We start from the raw sequence: 16,376 nt of genomic DNA, 5'->3' as shown, positions 1-16,376 counted from the left end.
CGCGCCATCTCCCATGGGATTCCGTAGAGGATGAAACGTAATGCTTGAAATCAAGAACCTGCACGCACGCATCGCCGAAGACGGCACCGAAATCATCCGTGGCCTGAACCTGACCGTCAAGGACGGCGAGGTCGCCGCGATCATGGGCCCGAACGGCTCGGGCAAGTCGACGCTGTCCTACATCCTCGCCGGCCGCGAGGATTATGAAGTGACTGAGGGCGATATCCTCTACAACGGCGAGAGCATCCTCGAACTCGACCCGTCCGAGCGCGCGGCGAAGGGCATCTTCCTGGCGTTCCAGTATCCGGTCGAAATCCCGGGCGTTGCCACCATGCAGTTCCTGAAGGTCGCTATGAACGAGCAGCGCAAGGCGCGCGGCGAGGACGAGCTGACGACGCCGGACTTCATGCGCCGCGTCAAGGAAGCTGCCGGCGAATTGCAGATCTCGCCGGAAATGCTGCGCCGGCCGCTCAACGTCGGCTTCTCCGGCGGTGAGAAGAAGCGTGCCGAAATCCTGCAGATGGCGCTGCTGGAGCCGAAGCTGTGCGTGCTCGATGAGACCGACTCCGGCCTCGATATCGACGCGCTCAAGATCGTCGCCGACGGCGTCAATGCGCTGCGCGCGCCGGATCGCTCGGTCGTCGTCATTACCCACTACCAGCGCCTGCTCGACTACATCGTGCCGGATTCGGTCCACGTGCTTTACAGGGGCCAGGTGATCAAGTCGGGCGACAAGACGCTGGCGCACGAGCTCGAAGCGAACGGCTACGCCGACATCATCGAGGCAGCTGCCTGAGCCGGAGGGACACGATCCATGAATATCCAAGCTGGGATCAAGTTGACCGTCGCGGAAGCCGCGTTGGTCGACGCCTATAACGAGCAGATCGGCGACCTCCCGGGTGACGGTGCGACCATTGCGGCCCGCGACATGCTGCTCAGCGAGTTCAAGTCGGCAGGGTTGCCGACCCGCCGCGTCGAGGCCTGGCATTACACCGACCTGAAGTCGCTGTTGCGCGCCGTGCCGGCCTTCGAGCAGGGTGCAACCGCCAACCGGGTCGATCCGATCGTGCCGGGCTCGATCGTTCTGTCTGTCACGAACGGCCAGGCAAACGAGCGCAGCCTTCAGGGCGGAATCTCGCTGAAAAGCTATTCCGACGCCCTGCAGGACGGCACGGCGGCCGAGCGTCTGGTCGAACGGGATCGGGACGACACGATCGCACAGATCAACGGTTCCTTCGTTCGCGACGGTTTTGTGATCGACTTCGCCGACGGGATCGAACCAGAGGCGCCGATCGAGATCCAGTCGGTGCATAACTGCGGTCAGGTCAACACGCGTTTTCCCGTCCGCTTCGGCAAGGGTGCCAAGGCGACCGTGATCGAGCGGCATCTGGCGGTCGGCGACGAGGCTTCGTTCGTCACGTCGGTCAGCGACGTCAAGCTGGAGGACGGCGCCGAGATCACCTGGATCATCTTCCAGTCGCAGGGCGTAGCCGATGCGCACCTTGGCCAGTTCAAGGCTGCGCTTGGCACGAACGCCAAGCTTCGCCTCTATGTGATCAATGCCGGCGGCAAGCTCGTGCGGCAGGAGATCCACGTGACGGTGGCGGGCGAAGGCTCCGACCTGACGCTGCGCGGCATCAACCTGCTCGGCGGGGAAAGCCACACGGACGTGACCTTTACCGTCGGCCACAACGTGCCGCATACCACGTCTTCGGAAGTCATCCGCAACGTCATCTTCGACCGTGCCAAGGGCGTGTTCCAGGGCCAGATCCGGGTCGCGCCGGATGCCCAGAAGACCGACGCAAAGATGTCGTGCAACACGCTGCTTCTGTCGGACGAGGCGGAATTCTCGGCCAAGCCGGAACTCGAAATCTTCGCCGACGACGTGCAGTGCGGTCACGGCGCCACCGTGATCGACATCAATCACACGCAGCTGTTCTATCTGATGGCGCGCGGGATCCCGGAAAACAAGGCGCGCGCCATGCTGGTCAACGCCTTCGTCGCCGAGATCGTCGAGGAACTGGAAGACGAGCCGCTGGTCGAGGCGCTGGAAGGCGTCATTTCCGAGTGGCTGGAGAAGCACGCCTGATGGGCCGGAGCGGATTGTCGAGATGAATGAGATCAAGCCTGTCACGACCTACGACGTCGAAGCTATCCGCCGGGACTTTCCGATCCTGTCGCGGGAGGTCTACGGCAAGCCGCTCGTCTATCTCGACAACGGCGCTTCGGCGCAGAAGCCGAAGGCGGTGATCGACGCGATCGCCCACGCCTATTCGAACGAATACGCCAACGTCCATCGCGGCCTGCACTTCCTCTCCAATGCGGCGACGGACGCCTATGAGGGCGCGCGCGAGAAGGTAAGGCGCTTCCTCAACGCGCCTTCGGTCGACAACGTCATCTTCACCAAGTCGTCGACCGAGGCGATCAACACCGTTGCCTATGGCTATGGCATGCCCAAGCTCGGCGAGGGTGACGAGATCGTGCTCTCGATCATGGAGCACCACTCCAACATCGTCCCCTGGCATTTCATTCGCGAGCGGCAGGGCGCCAAGCTCGTCTGGGCGCCTGTGAATGACCAGGGCGCCTTCCACGTCGAGGATTTCGTCAAGTGCCTGACGGAGCGCACGAAACTGATCGCGATCACGCACATGTCGAACGCGCTCGGCACGATCGTTCCGGTGAAGGAGATCTGCAAGATCGCCCGCGAACGCGGCATTCCGGTGCTGGTTGACGGCTCGCAAGGCGCGGTCCACCTGCCGGTCGACGTGCAGGACATCGATTGCGATTGGTACGTAATGACCGGCCACAAGCTCTATGGCCCCTCCGGCATCGGCGTGCTGTATGGCAAGACGGAACGGCTGAAGGAGATGCGTCCGTTCCAAGGCGGCGGCGAAATGATCGTGGAAGTGACCGAGGACATCGTCACCTACAACGACCCACCGCACCGCTTCGAGGCAGGCACGCCGCCGATCGTCCAGGCCATCGGGCTCGGCTACGCGCTCGACTACATGGAGAAGGTCGGCCGGGCGGCGATCGCCGCACACGAGGCGGACCTGACGGCCTATGCGTTCGAGCGCCTGTCCAGGGTCAATTCGCTGAAGATCTTCGGGACCGCGCCCGACAAGGGCTCGATCTTCGCCTTCGAGCTTGAAGGCATTCATTCGCACGACGTCTCGATGGTGATCGACCGGGCAGGCGTCGCGGTGCGTGCCGGTACCCATTGCGCCCAGCCGCTCTTGAAGCGTTTCGGCGTAACCTCCACATGCCGGGCATCGTTTGGCATGTACAACACGCGTGCCGAGGTGGATGTCCTGGCCGACGCCCTGGAATACGCCCGAAAGTTCTTCGCCTGAGGAGTTGGAAATGTCACTCGAAGCCACCGAAGAAAAAGCCGACGTCCGCGAGGGCATCGTCACCTCCGCTATTCCGGCGGACGAGTTGGCCCGCCTCAGCGACGACATCATCGCCGCTCTGAAGACGGTCTATGATCCGGAAATTCCTGCCGACATCTTCGAACTCGGCCTGATCTACAAGATCGACATCGAGGACGATCGGATGGTGAAGATCGACATGACGCTGACCGCGCCCGGCTGCCCGGTCGCCGGCGAAATGCCGGGCTGGGTGGAAAATGCCGTCAGCGCCGTCGAAGGCGTTTCCGGCGTCGAGGTGAAGATGACCTTCGATCCGCCGTGGACCCCGGACCGCATGTCCGAAGAGGCACAGGTCGCGGTCGGCTGGTACTAGAGGCCGCAGGCTTCGGAGAAGGCCTGCTGCACGAGAGTATTGATCCATTTACCCGGTCCCACTACATTCTATTCAGACCCATCGGGCCTTGAACCCGGCTGGCGAAGGAGATGGCTGATGGCCTTTGCAATAATGACCCTGACCGATGCCGCCGCCGATCGCGTCAAGGCGATCGTCGACAACGCCGGCGGCGATGCCAAGGGCATCCGGGTCGGCGTCAAGAAGGGCGGCTGCGCGGGGATGGAGTATTCCGTCGATCTCGTGACCGACCCGAACCCCAAGGACGATCTCGTCGAGCACGCGGGCGCCAGCGTATGGGTCGCGCCGGAGGCCGTGCTTTATCTGCTGGGCACCGAGATGGATTTCGAGGTCACCACGCTTCGGTCCGGCTTCACCTTCAGGAATCCGAATCAGACGTCTGCCTGCGGCTGTGGCGAATCGGTCGAACTGAAGCCTGCCGATCTCGCGGCGCTGGCCGCCGCCGGCAACGCGACGGTGCGGGTCGGTTGATCATTTACCGTTGACGTGAGCTGTTTGCTTGGCGGAATCTGCCTGCCTGTTCTGTCTCCCCATGATCTGCGGCAACCGCTGACGCGGCCTGCTTTTCGTTGCCCGCGTGCTGCTTTGCGTGTCGCCCCCGGAGCCTTAGGCACCATGTCGAAAGCACCACCAACCGTGTATGATGCCGATCTTGCAGCCGGGAGGTGGCATTGAAAGGGACGCACGCGCTGGAGGGCTTTGCAACGTCGGTCTACGAATCGTTGCCTCTGCCCGTGATCGTCACAGCGGCAGACCTGAGTGGTTTTACCCTGAACGAGGCGGCAAGGCGCGCGTTGGGACGCGATCAGCTTCGGGCTCGCCCCGAGCCGCTGGCAGCGCTGATCGATGAGCCGGACCTTCCGCTTCTTCTCCACCGTCTTTCGCTCGGCGAGCGTGCCGATGTCCATCCCCTGCGATTTCTGAGGGCGAGCGGTTCGCCGTTCGCGGCTATGACGCATGTGTTGGCCGTTGCCGCGGACGACGGCGAGACCGGCTACGCGCTGGTTCTGCGCGACCTCGTGGACGCGGGCAGCCACGAGGAGCGGGCCCTTCCGGGCAACCGGATCTATGCAGCGCTCGAGGCGATTCCCGAAGGAATCGCTATCTTCGATCGCGATGAGCAACTGCTGGCGTTCAACAGGGCTTTCCGCAATCGCTGCCATCCGGCAAGAGATGCAGTGCAGGTCGGGGCAACGATGGAAGACATCGTTCGCGCCAATCTTCGCGGCGGCCTCTATCAGGGCCTTGTGGAGGGAACACCGGAGGCCGAAGCCTGGGTGCAGTCGCGTCTGCGCCACCATCGCGAGTGCGGCGCGCCGCAGGTCATCCCGTACAGCGATGGGCGTTGGATTCGCTCGGAGAGCTATGTTGCCGATGGCGGCGAGATTGTCGCTCTGCGCATCGATGTGACCGAGCTCAAGCGCGCCGAACAAATTCTGCACGAAAAGCACAGGCAGCAGTTGAGTTTCCTGAAGATCTTTCCGGACATGCTCGTACGCACCGACGGCGAGATGGTGATCCGGTTTGCCAATGATCAATGTGCGGCGTTTCTCGGGTCGACGGCGGAAAAGCTGGTGGGAATCAGCTTCTGGGAATCGGCCCGAACCGAAGATCAGCGCGAGGCCATCGGCAGGTCAAGCGACTACACGCCGAAGACGCCGCTGCGCACGCGCGAGGTCTGCTATACGGGCGCCGATGGACTGCCGACCTGGGTGCTGTGGACCGCGATCGCAAGTTTCGAGGACGGCAAGCCGGTTGACTATCTGGCGGTGGGCAGGGACGTCACCGAAACGAAGCTGCAACACGAGCAGCTTTCCAGGCAAGCGGTGGAGTTGCAGCGAAAGAACGAGGCGCTGAACCAGTTCACGGGAACAGTCTCGCATGACCTGAAAGCGCCGATCCGACAGATCGCCTCGTTCGCTGAATTGATCACCGAAGAAGTCGATGAAGGACGGCTTGACGAACTGGCGGTTCACGCCCGCTATCTGCAGCAGGCCGCCTCTCGCCTCCAGATACTGGTGGAACGTCTGCTCGAATACTCGCAGATCGCCTACCAGATTCGCCATTTCGAGAGGGTTTCCCTAGACGCGGTCGTTGCCGACGCGCTTTCCATGTTGGCGGGGCACGTCCGCGAAACGGGCGCCGAAGTGGACACGCGGCCGCTCCCCGCCGTGACCGGTGATCCGGAGCTTCTCCGCAGGTTGATGCAGAACCTGATCGGCAACGCTATCAAGTACCGCCATGCCGATACCGTGCCGAAGGTACGGGTCTATGGCGACCGCGTGCAGGATGGAGTGAGGATCGTCGTTGAGGACGAGGGGATCGGGATCGATCCCAAACATGCAGACAGGATATTCGATCTGTTCCAGCGTCTGCATCGGGACGAAAGCCAGTTCGCCGGCACGGGCATAGGGCTGGCGCTCGCCAAGCGCATCGTCGACAGCCACCACGGCGCGATTGTGCTCGATCCGGACTATCGCGACGGCGCCCGGTTTGTCGTAACCCTTCCGGGGCAGTGAGGTTCGGCCGACAAGGCTACGCTGCGTCGAAAGGACAAATGAGATACAAGTCGGCGTCCGGGTGCGCAGCTCTTTGCGCGTTGCCATACGATGCCACGACGCAAGAAAAACCCCGGCCTTTTCGGGCCGGGGTCTGTCGTTGGCTGTCGTTACTCGGCCGCTTCCGCATAGTCCTCGAGCGGCGGGCAGGAGCAGATGAGGTTCCGGTCGCCGTAGACGTTGTCGACGCGGTTGACCGGCGACCAGTACTTGTCCACCCGGAAGGCGCCCGGCGGGTAGCAGGCCTGTTCGCGGGTATAGGGCCGGTCCCACTCGCCGACGAGGTCCTCCACCGTGTGGGGAGCGTTCTTCAGCGGGTTGTTGACCTTGTCCATCCGGCCTTCTTCGATGGCGCGGGCTTCCTCGCGGATCGCCAGCATCGCATCGCAGAAGCGGTCGAGCTCGGCCTTCGTCTCGGACTCGGTCGGCTCGATCATCAGCGTGCCGGCCACCGGCCAGCTCATCGTCGGGGCGTGGAAGCCGCAGTCGATGAGGCGCTTGGCGACGTCGTCGACGGTGACGCCGGCGCTGTCGACCAGCGGACGCGTGTCGATGATGCACTCGTGCGCCACCCGGCCCTTGGCCGACTTGTAGAGCACGTCATAGGCGCCCTTCAGCCGGGCGGCGATGTAGTTGGCATTGAGGATTGCCACCTTCGTCGCCTGCGTCAGGCCTTCGCCGCCCATCATCAGGCAGTAGCTCCACGAAATCGGCAGGATCGACGCCGAGCCGAACGGAGCGGCGGAGACCGCGCCGGCCTCGGCGGTGCGCGGATCCTTCGGCAGGAACGGCGCCAGGTGCGCCTTCACGCCGATCGGTCCCATGCCCGGGCCGCCGCCGCCATGCGGAATGCAGAAGGTTTTGTGTAGGTTCAGGTGGCTGACGTCGGAGCCGATGTCACCGGGGCGGGCGAGGCCGACCATGGCGTTCATGTTGGCGCCGTCGAGATAGACCTGGCCACCGTGTTTGTGGACGATCTCGCAGACCTCGCGCACGTTCTCCTCGAACACGCCGTGGGTCGAGGGGTAGGTGATCATGCAGCACGAGAGGTTTTCCGCGTATTTCTCTGCTTTCGCTCGGAAATCCTCCATGTCGATATCGCCGTTGTCGCTCACCTTGACGACGACGACCTTCATGCCGGCCATCTGCGCCGAGGCCGGGTTGGTGCCGTGCGCCGAGGTCGGGATCAGGCAGACGTCGCGATGGGCGTCGCCGTTGGCGATGTGGTAGTCGCGGATCGTCAGGAGGCCGGCATATTCCCCTTGCGCGCCGGAATTCGGCTGCATGGAGATCGCGTCATAGCCGGTAATGGCGCAGAGCTTCTGCGACAGGTCGTCGATCAGTTCGCGATAGCCTTCCGCCTGCTCGGCCGGCACGAAGGGATGGATCTCGGAAAATTCCGGCCAGGTGATCGGCAGCATCTCGGCCGTCGCGTTGAGCTTCATCGTGCAGGAGCCGAGCGGGATCATCGAGCGGTCGAGCGCCAGGTCGCGGTCCGACAGCCGGCGGATGTAGCGGGTCATCTCGCTTTCGGCGCGGTTCATGTGGAAGATCGGGTGGGTGAGGTAGGCGCTGGTTCGCAGCAGGTTCGACGGCAGGCGATAACCCGGCTCGAAATCCGAGACCTCGAAATCGCCGCCGAAGGCCCGCCAGACGGCTTCGAGCGTCACCGGCCGCGAGCGCTCGTCGAGGCTGATGCCGATTCGGTCGTCGCCGATCTTGCGCAGGTTCACCTCCTCGGCGACTGCCGTCTTGAGGATGATGCCCTGCAGCTTGCCGACATGGACGGTGATGGTGTCGAAGAACACCTCGGGCTCGACCGTGTAGCCAAGCTTTTCCAGACCCATGGCGAGGCGGACGGTCTTCTGATGGACGCTCTGCGAGATCGCCTTGATGCCCTGCGGACCGTGGAAGACTGCATACATCGAGGCCATGACGGCGAGCAGCACCTGAGCGGTGCAGATGTTCGACGTCGCCTTTTCGCGGCGGATGTGCTGCTCGCGCGTCTGTAGCGACAGGCGATAGGCGCGGTTGCCGCGGGCATCGACGGAGACGCCGACGAGGCGGCCCGGCATGTTGCGCTTGTAGGCGTCCTTGACCGCCATGTAGGCGGCATGCGGCCCGCCGTAGCCGACCGGAACGCCGAAGCGCTGGGTAGTGCCGATAGCGATGTCGGCATCCATGTCGCCCGGCGACTTCAGAAGCGCCAGCGCCAGCGGGTCTGCCGCCACGGTGGCGATCGCGCCAGCCGCGTGCAGCGAAGCGATCACGTCGGTGAAGTCGTGCACATGGCCATAGGTGCCCGGATACTGGAAGATCGCGCCGAAGACTTCCGACGGGACCAGATCCTTGAAGGGGTTGCCGACCTTGATCGACCAGCCGAGCGGCTCTGAACGGGTCTTCAGCAGTGCAATCGTCTGCGGGTGGCAGTTCTCGTCGACGAAGAACGTCGTCGCCTTGGAGGTCGAAACGCGCTCCGCCATTGCCATGGCCTCAGCGGCCGCGGTCGCCTCGTCGAGCAGCGATGCATTGGCGATGTCGAGGCCGGTCAGGTCGCAGACCATGGTCTGGTAGTTTAGCAGCGCCTCGAGCCGGCCCTGGCTGATTTCCGGCTGGTAGGGCGTGTAGGCCGTGTACCAGGCCGGGTTTTCCAGGATGTTGCGCTGGATCACCGGCGGCGTGATGGTGCCGTAGTAGCCCTGGCCGATCAGGGATACCAGTTTCTGGTTCTTGTTCGCGGTCTCGCGCAGCTTGTCGAGCGCCTCGCGCTCGGTCATCGGCGCGCCCCATTCGAGCGGCTTCTGCTGGCGGATCGACGACGGCACCGTGTCGTCGATCAGTGCGTCGAGGCTGGCGTAGCCCACGACCTTCAGCATGTCCTCCATCTCCTTCGGCGAGGGGCCGATATGGCGACGGTTGGCGAAGTCGTAAGGCTGGTAATCGGTGAAGGTGAAGTCCTTGGGCAGGTTCATCAGCCGACGAGCTCCTTGTAGGCGGCCTCGTCAAGAAGTTCATCGGCATCGGCCTTGTTGGCGAGCTTCATCTTGAAGAACCAGCCGGCGCCCTGTGGGTCGCTGTTGACGAGAGACGGGTCGTCGACGATCGCCTGGTTGACCTCAAGGCATTCGCCGTCAAGCGGGGCATAGACGTCGGATGCGGCCTTGACGGATTCGACTGTCGCCGCGTCGCCGCCCTTGGAGAAGGACGTTCCAACGGCCGGCAGTTCAACGAACACGAGGTCGCCGAGCTGTTCGGCGGCGTGGGTGGTGATGCCGACGGTGGCGACGTCGCCGTCGATCTTCAGCCACTCGTGTTCTGCGGTAAATTTCAGCATGGGTGGGCCTTTCTGATCAGCGTTTGAAGGTGTTTGAAACAAAGGGAAGGGCGCTTACGGTGACGGGCAGGAATTTGCCGCGCACTTCTGCAAACAGGTGAGTGTCGGGTGTTGCGAGTGCGGCCGCGACGTAACCCATGGCAACGGGGTTCTCGACCGTCGGGCCGAATCCGCCGGAGGTGACGTGGCCAATTTCGGTCTTGCCCTCGGCATCGGAGTACAGCTTTGCCGGCGCGCGGACCGGAGCCTTGCCATCGACCTTCAGGCCGACGCGACGACGCGCGGTACCTTTTTCGAGCTGATCCAGGATGACATCGGCCCCCGGAAAACCGCCGGCACGGTCACCGCCCCCGCGGCGCACCTTCTGGATTGCCCATCCGAGCCCGGCCTCAGCCGGTGTCGTCGCCGTGTCGATGTCGTTGCCGTAGAGACAGAGGCCAGCCTCGAGGCGCAGCGAGTCGCGGGCGCCGAGACCGATCGGCTCGACGTCCGGGTGATCGAGCAGGCGGCGGCAGACCATTTCCGCCTGCGCAGCCGGAATGGAAATCTCGAAGCCGTCCTCACCCGTATAGCCGGAACGGGAGACGATGCATTCGGCGTCGTGAAGGTCGCAGCTGCGCACGTCCATGAAGCGCATTTCGGTGATGTCCGCCCAGAATTCGGCGAGCACCGTTTCGGCCCGGGGTCCCTGCAGGGCAACGAGGGCCCGGTCGGTCAGCATCGTGACTTCGCAGGTTGACCCCAGATGCTTTTGCAAATGTGCGAAATCGGCGTCCTTGCACGCGGCGTTGGCGACGAGGAACAGATGATCGCCACGATTGGTGATCATCAGATCGTCGAGGATGCCGCCGGCGTCGTTGGTGAAAAGGGCATAGCGCTGACGACCTTCGGCAATGCCGAGCACATCGACCGGCACGAGCGCCTCGAGCGCGCGCGCCGCGTCGGCATTGTTGCCGGAACGAGCGCGAATGATGATCTGTCCCATGTGGGAGACGTCGAAAAGCCCCGCGGCAGTGCGCGTGTGAAGGTGTTCCTTCATGACACCTGCGGGAAACTGCACCGGCATCTCATAGCCCGCATATGGCACCATGCGGGCACCAAGCGAGACGTTGAGGTCGTACAACGGGGTTTTCTTTAGCTCAGACGTACCGTCCAAAAGGCGCCCTCCAGTCTATGGGCGTGCATCGCACGCCGGCTCATCCTACGGCGTCTGCACGCCGCTCTCATGAGCCCCCTCTGTCCCTTCGCCTGAGATTGTTATCCCTTCGGCGGGCGTGTGAACGCCTCTCTCCAGAGTCCTGTCGGCACCTTGCTGGTCCTTTTGCCTGAGAGTTTCCGGGGCGGTTGCTCCTTCGGCACCGGCCATCCCGTTTCGGGCGGCCGGTTTCTCCCAGCGAGGTCATCGCCACATAAGAGCGTCGGCGCAATTTTGGCAAGAGCGTTGCGTCGCCGCGGAGCAAATATTTGTCGTCCTTTGTCGCATAGCGGATTCTGGTGCCGCAAATGGAAGCCGTCGCTGCGTTGTCGTTCTCAAAATCGCCCCAACACCTGGATCTGCCCAGCGGTTGCTATGAGGGCGAGCAGCCATTCTCGTTTGCGGACGCCAAACAAAAACCCGCCGAAATACATCGACGGGTTTGCCGGTGGACAAGGTCCGGTCTGGTTGACCGGACCGCATCAATGTCAGCCTCAGCGCTTCGAGACGGGCACGTAGTCGCGCTTGGGGGCGCCGATATAGAGCTGGCGCGGACGGCCGATGCGCTGCTCCGGATCCTCGATCATCTCGTTCCACTGGGCGATCCAGCCGACGGTGCGGGCCAGTGCGAACAGCACGGTGAACATCGTGGTGGGGAAGCCGAGCGCCTTGAGCGTGATACCGGAATAGAAGTCGATGTTCGGGTAGAGCTTCTTTTCGATGAAGTATTCATCGGTGAGCGCGATGCGCTCCAGTTCCATGGCGACTTCCAGCATCGGATCGTCTTTGATGCCGAGTTCGCCAAGAACCTCGTGCGTCGTCTTCTGCATGATGCGGGCGCGCGGGTCGTAGTTCTTGTAGACGCGATGGCCGAAGCCCATCAGGCGGAACGGATCGTTCTTGTCCTTGGCGCGGGCAACGAATTCCGGGATGCGATCAGCCGTGCCGATCTCCGCCAGCATGTTCAGCGCCGCCTCGTTCGCGCCGCCGTGAGCCGGACCCCAGAGGCAGGCGATGCCGGCTGCGATGCAGGCAAACGGGTTGGCGCCCGACGAGCCGGCGAGACGTACCGTCGACGTCGACGCGTTCTGCTCATGGTCGGCGTGGAGAATGAAGATGCGATCCATCGCCCGCGACAGGACCGGGTTGACGGTGTACTCCTCGCAGGGCACGGCAAAGCACATGCGCAGGAAGTTCGACGCGTAGTCGAGATCGTTCTTCGGGTAAACAAACGGCTGGCCGATGTGGTACTTGTAGGCCATCGCCGCGATCGTCGGCATCTTGGCGATCATGCGCAGCGATGCAACCATGCGCTGGTGCGGATCGGTGATGTCGGTGGAGTCGTGGTAGAACGCCGACAGCGCGCCGACGACGCCACACATCACCGCCATCGGGTGGGCGTCGCGGCGGAAGCCGGTGAAGAACTTCGACATCTGCTCGTGCACCATCGTGTGGTGGGTGACGCGATAGTCGAAGTCGTCCTTTTGCGCCTTGGTCGGCAGCTCGCCGTAGAGGAGCAGGTAGCACGCTTCCAGAAAATCGCCGTGCTCCGCCAGTTGCTCGATCGGATAGCCGCGATGCAGGAGAACGCCTTCGTCACCGTCGATGTAGGTGATTCTGGACTCGCACGAGGCCGTCGAGGTGAAGCCCGGGTCATAGGTGAAAGTGCCGGTCTGCTTGTAGAGCGTGCCGATGTCGATCACCGACGGACCGATTGATCCGGATCGCAATGGCAACTCCACCTTCTTGTCACTGACAGTGACTTCCGCGCTCTTTCCCGTCATGAGGATCTCCATCTGCTGGTGTGGCACAGGCAGTGCCGATCGTGGGCGTGCCGCTTTGCTAGCCCAAATTGCCTCACGTGCCAAGCAAGACGAAGGCTGCATTTGTGCAATGCAAAAACAAACATTCCGGCATCGCAATATCTACTCTTCCTCGCCAGTTGCAAGCAACTTATGGGCGAGATTCGAGAATTGTGGAGGGGGCATTCTTTCTCGGAGATCAAGCGCATTGGCGCCGAATTGGCAATTGCAAATCAAAATCTGAAGTTGCATTATGCTGCTGGTTGTGGCTGGGGCGGAGGCCATGGGGGAGGGAAACGCTACCAAAGTCGCAGTCCCGGCCGCCAGCGCGGTCCGGACCCCGCAGGACCGGCAGACGGCGAGCCAGCCGGTCGTAATCGCGAGCGGCCGAACGGTCGTGCTTGCGGGGCGGCGGGGTGGTGCAAAGCGCTGGTTTGCTGGCGCCCTGTCGTCGGGGTTGGCAGCCTGGAAGCGGGAGCGAGACCATGGCAGCGTCTTTCTGTTCGTTCCCGTATTCATCGGCACAGGGGCATGGTCCTGGTACGCGCTCGCCCGCGATCCGCCGCTGGTGCCGCTGCTGATCGTACTGCTTGGATTCGGGCTGATCGCGGTGTTCCTGCGGCATCGCCAGACCCTCCTGTCCTTTGTCACGCGCGCGGCATTCCTGCTGCTGCTCGGAATGGCGCTGTCCGCGATCGAAAGCTGGCGGCTTTCCACCGTCATGCTCGATCAACCGGTGACGACGACGATTACAGGAAGGGTGCTGTCTCGCGAAGCCGATGACCGCGGCCGCCTGCGGTACCGGGTGGCGCTGCTGTCGACCGACGGCCCGACATTGCGGCGTCCGCCCAACCACGTCAGTCTCCTTGCGCGCAGTCCCCATCCGCCGCTGCCGATCGGCAGCGGGATCGTCGGACGCGCGCGCCTGAATCCGCCGTCCGGACCGGCGTTGCCGGGTCTCAACGACTTTGCCTTCGACGCCTATTTCGCCGGAACCGGGGCTATCGGATACTTTTACGGCAAACCGGCGGCGACGGAGTTGAACCTGCCGGCGCGAATTGAAACCGCATACGGTGCAGCAAGCCGAATGGTGGCCGAATGGCGGAGTGCCATCACGCAACACATTCGCGGCCGCATCGGCGGCGATGCCGGCGCAATTTCGGCCGCCTTGATCACGGCCGAACAGCGCGGCATCAGCCCGAAAACGGTGGAGGCCTTGCGACAATCGGGCCTCGCGCACGTTCTGGCGATTTCAGGGCTCAACATGGCACTTGCGGCGGGCACCTTTCTGGTCGGCGCCCGACTGCTGCTGGCGCTGGTTCCGGGCGCAGCCGAACAGTTCCCGATCAAAAAAATCGCAGCCATCGGCGGGTTGATCACGGTCACCCTTTATATCCTGATCTCCGGCGGGGCGGTGTCGGCGATTCGCTCGTGGCTGATGATCGTCGTCATGCTGTTCGCTGTCCTGTTCGACCGCACCGCCATCAGCCTGCGCAATGTCGCGCTCTCGGCACTGATCATTCTGGCGGTGACGCCTTCCGCGGTCACTGGTCCCGGCTTCCAGATGTCCTATGCGGCAACCCTCGGTCTGGTTGCGGGCTATGCTGCCTGGCGTGATTGGTCCGTACGGCGCTCCAGGTGGATCGGTGATCGGTCACGGATCCTTTCGGTTGCATCTGCGTTTGCCGGTGGGATTCTGCTGTCGTCCCTGATCGGCGGGGTCGCAACGCTCGTCTACTCCATCGGACATTTTCATCGCATCCCGGCCTATGGCCTTGCCGGAAACCTTCTTGCGATGCCGATCATTTCGTTCATCGTCATGCCGATGGCCGTCATCGCCATGCTGCTCATGCCGCTCGGACTGGACGGCATTCCGCTGGCGATCATGGGACGGGGCGTCGACTGGATCATCGCCATGGCCAATTGGGTTGCCGGCTGGGGCGGAGAGGTGGTCACCGGCAGATTGCCCCCCGCTGGCATTCGCGCTCATTGCTGCAGGTGGCGGGTTCATCTGCCTGCTTCGCACCCGTCTCGCGCTCATCGGCCTTCTACCACTCGTCTTCGGTGTGGCCATTGTGGCCGTCCGTCCATCGGATGCGCCGCCCGAGCTTCTCGTATCGGAGGACGGCCGGCTGGTGGCGCTCGTCACGCGGGGGAGGCCGCCACGAATCGGTCGAAACCGCCCGATTTCATCTACGATCAATGGCGTCGCGCCCTTCGCATCGAAAGCCATCGTTCGCCATTGTACCTGACCGATGAAGATGCCGCGCAACGGGCGCCCGCGGTCGGAGGTGCCGCGGGTATCGATCGCGCGCAGGACTCTGCGGACCGAGCAGCACCAGTAGCGAGCCTGGATGCGCGACAGCGCAGGAGCGCGGAACGGGAGCTTGACCCTGCTGCGATGGCGCGTGCGCGCGATGACATGCGTACAGCGTTCGCCACAGCCGCCAACGAAAAGCGATTCGTCTGCCGCCGCAGGGCGTGGTGCGCCGGTGCTGCGCCGGCCGGTTGGCGTGTCCTCGCGGTCGAGGACCCGGCCTTTCTCGGAACGGCCTGCGACAGTGCCGATCTCGTGGTCGTGCCACGAGACCTTCGAATGGAAACCTGCCGTTCCGGGGCCCAACTCGTTTCGGCGCGCAGCCTGCGCCGCACCGGCGCCCTTGAAATAACGCCGCAGACATTCGATCCGACTGGCCGCGCAAGTTACAGCGTCCGCAACGCGGTCACGACACTTCACCGCCCCTGGAGCCGGCACCGCCTGTACGACTGGCGGACAAACACATATCTCGACCTAGAAGACGCGGTCAGTGATAACGGCGGATGAGGCCGACCAGTTTGCCTTGAATCTTCACTCGGTCGGGGCCGAAGATGCGGGTCTCGTAGGCGGGATTGGCGGCTTCCAAGGCGATGGAGGCGCCCTTGCGGCGGAAGCGCTTCAGCGTCGCCTCCTCGTCGTCGACGAGAGCCACGACGATCTCTCCCGGGTTGGCGGAGTTGGTGTTGCGGATGATGACGGTATCTCCGTCGAGGATCCCGGCCTCGATCATCGAGTCGCCCTTGACTTCAAGCGCATAATGCTCGCCAGCGCCGAGCATCTCCATGGGAACCGCGATGTCATGGGTGTTGTTCTGGATAGCCGAGATCGGCACGCCGGCGGCGATGCGCCCCATGACCGGAACCGAAGCCGACCCGTCCGCGGCCGCGGGCTTGGCCGGGGAGGGCGCCGTCGCCGGCTTGCCAAGGCTTCCTTCGATGACGGACGGGGAAAAGCCGCGCCGCGCCTTCAGGCTCGGCGAATAGGCCTCGGGCAGCTTGATCACCTCGAGCGCGCGTGCCCGATTGGGCAGCCGGCGGATAAAGCCGCGCTCCTCGAGGGCTGTGATCAACCGGTGAATGCCCGACTTCGAGGCGAGATCGAGCGCATCCTTCATCTCGTCGAATGACGGCGGAATGCCGGTCTCCTTCATCCGCTCGTGGATGAACAGGAGCAGTTCCTGTTGTTTGCGGGTCAGCATGGCTCGTCACCCAGAATCGTGAAACAAATCCAGAACAGACACTATCTGTTCCATATGTGTTCCGCAAGGGGGCAAATTTCAATCAAGGGTGCAGGCGCTCGTTCGAGATTTCCAACCGTGATCCCGGCGGGAACTTCCATTATTCGGGAAAAGACCTCGTGAAGGACAAGGTCTTTTCCAGTTCAACAG

At 63.2% G+C, this 16,376-nt stretch carries 12 protein-coding genes and 2 riboswitches; of the genes, 7 read left to right on the top strand and 5 right to left on the bottom strand.

Annotated elements, in window-relative coordinates; genetic code table 11:
* Positions 1–40 precede the first annotated feature (40 nt).
* From sufC to J2Y48_RS17775, 6 genes are all read left to right on the top strand, one after another.
* Complete coding sequence (sufC, locus tag J2Y48_RS17800) at positions 41–796, top strand: Fe-S cluster assembly ATPase SufC (RefSeq protein ID WP_310420646.1); 756 nt, start codon at positions 41–43, stop codon at positions 794–796.
* Between the two features lie 18 nt (positions 797–814).
* Entirely contained in the window at positions 815–2,089 is a 1,275-nt protein-coding gene (sufD, locus tag J2Y48_RS17795; protein WP_310420645.1) for a Fe-S cluster assembly protein SufD, read from the top strand.
* A gap of 22 nt (positions 2,090–2,111) precedes the next feature.
* The gene (locus J2Y48_RS17790; protein WP_310420643.1) at positions 2,112–3,353 is read left to right on the top strand and encodes a cysteine desulfurase; all 1,242 of its coding nucleotides are present in this window, start codon (positions 2,112–2,114) and stop codon (positions 3,351–3,353) included.
* A gap of 10 nt (positions 3,354–3,363) precedes the next feature.
* On the top strand, positions 3,364–3,744 hold the full coding sequence (locus J2Y48_RS17785; RefSeq protein WP_310420641.1) for an SUF system Fe-S cluster assembly protein: 381 nt from the start codon (positions 3,364–3,366) through the stop codon (positions 3,742–3,744).
* A gap of 117 nt (positions 3,745–3,861) precedes the next feature.
* Positions 3,862–4,254 carry a Fe-S cluster assembly scaffold SufA gene (gene sufA, locus J2Y48_RS17780; RefSeq protein WP_310420639.1) on the top strand — a complete coding sequence of 131 codons (393 nt, stop codon included), beginning with the start codon at positions 3,862–3,864 and terminating at the stop codon, positions 4,252–4,254.
* Between the two features lie 200 nt (positions 4,255–4,454).
* The gene (locus J2Y48_RS17775; protein WP_310420637.1) at positions 4,455–6,302 is read left to right on the top strand and encodes an ATP-binding protein; all 1,848 of its coding nucleotides are present in this window, start codon (positions 4,455–4,457) and stop codon (positions 6,300–6,302) included.
* Between the two features lie 149 nt (positions 6,303–6,451).
* On the opposite strand, the gene gcvP is transcribed toward J2Y48_RS17775, so the two are convergent.
* From gcvP to gltA, 4 genes are all read right to left on the bottom strand, one after another.
* Positions 6,452–9,313 carry an aminomethyl-transferring glycine dehydrogenase gene (gene gcvP, locus J2Y48_RS17770; protein WP_310420635.1) on the bottom strand — a complete coding sequence of 954 codons (2,862 nt, stop codon included), beginning with the start codon at positions 9,311–9,313 and terminating at the stop codon, positions 6,452–6,454.
* Complete coding sequence (gene gcvH / locus J2Y48_RS17765) at positions 9,313–9,675, bottom strand: glycine cleavage system protein GcvH (protein WP_310420633.1); 363 nt, start codon at positions 9,673–9,675, stop codon at positions 9,313–9,315. Before gcvH ends, gcvP begins: the two co-directional genes overlap by 1 nt.
* Positions 9,676–9,691: 16 nt before the next feature.
* Positions 9,692–10,831, bottom strand: coding sequence for a glycine cleavage system aminomethyltransferase GcvT (gene gcvT, locus J2Y48_RS17760; protein ID WP_310420631.1), 1,140 nt, complete (start codon positions 10,829–10,831; stop codon positions 9,692–9,694).
* Between the two features lie 70 nt (positions 10,832–10,901).
* Positions 10,902–10,979, bottom strand: a riboswitch (glycine riboswitch).
* Positions 10,980–10,982: 3 nt separating this feature from the next.
* Positions 10,983–11,078, bottom strand: a riboswitch (glycine riboswitch).
* 286 nt (positions 11,079–11,364) lie between these two features.
* Positions 11,365–12,654: a citrate synthase gene (gene gltA, locus J2Y48_RS17755; protein ID WP_310420629.1), complete on the bottom strand. Its 1,290-nt coding sequence runs from the start codon at positions 12,652–12,654 to the stop codon at positions 11,365–11,367.
* A gap of 271 nt (positions 12,655–12,925) precedes the next feature.
* Between gltA and J2Y48_RS17750 the strand changes: the two genes are divergently transcribed.
* Complete coding sequence (locus J2Y48_RS17750; RefSeq protein ID WP_310420626.1) at positions 12,926–15,496, top strand: ComEC/Rec2 family competence protein; 2,571 nt, start codon at positions 12,926–12,928, stop codon at positions 15,494–15,496.
* On the opposite strand, the gene lexA is transcribed toward J2Y48_RS17750, so the two are convergent.
* Complete coding sequence (gene lexA, locus J2Y48_RS17745; protein WP_310420624.1) at positions 15,477–16,187, bottom strand: transcriptional repressor LexA; 711 nt, start codon at positions 16,185–16,187, stop codon at positions 15,477–15,479. The genes J2Y48_RS17750 and lexA overlap by 20 nt on opposite strands.
* Positions 16,188–16,376 lie beyond the last annotated feature (189 nt).

This window comes from Mycoplana sp. BE70 (genome assembly GCF_031455855.1).
GTDB lineage: Bacteria > Pseudomonadota > Alphaproteobacteria > Rhizobiales > Rhizobiaceae > Mycoplana.
Note: the sequence above shows the minus strand (reverse complement) of the source record. Positions and strands in the feature narration are given on the sequence as shown.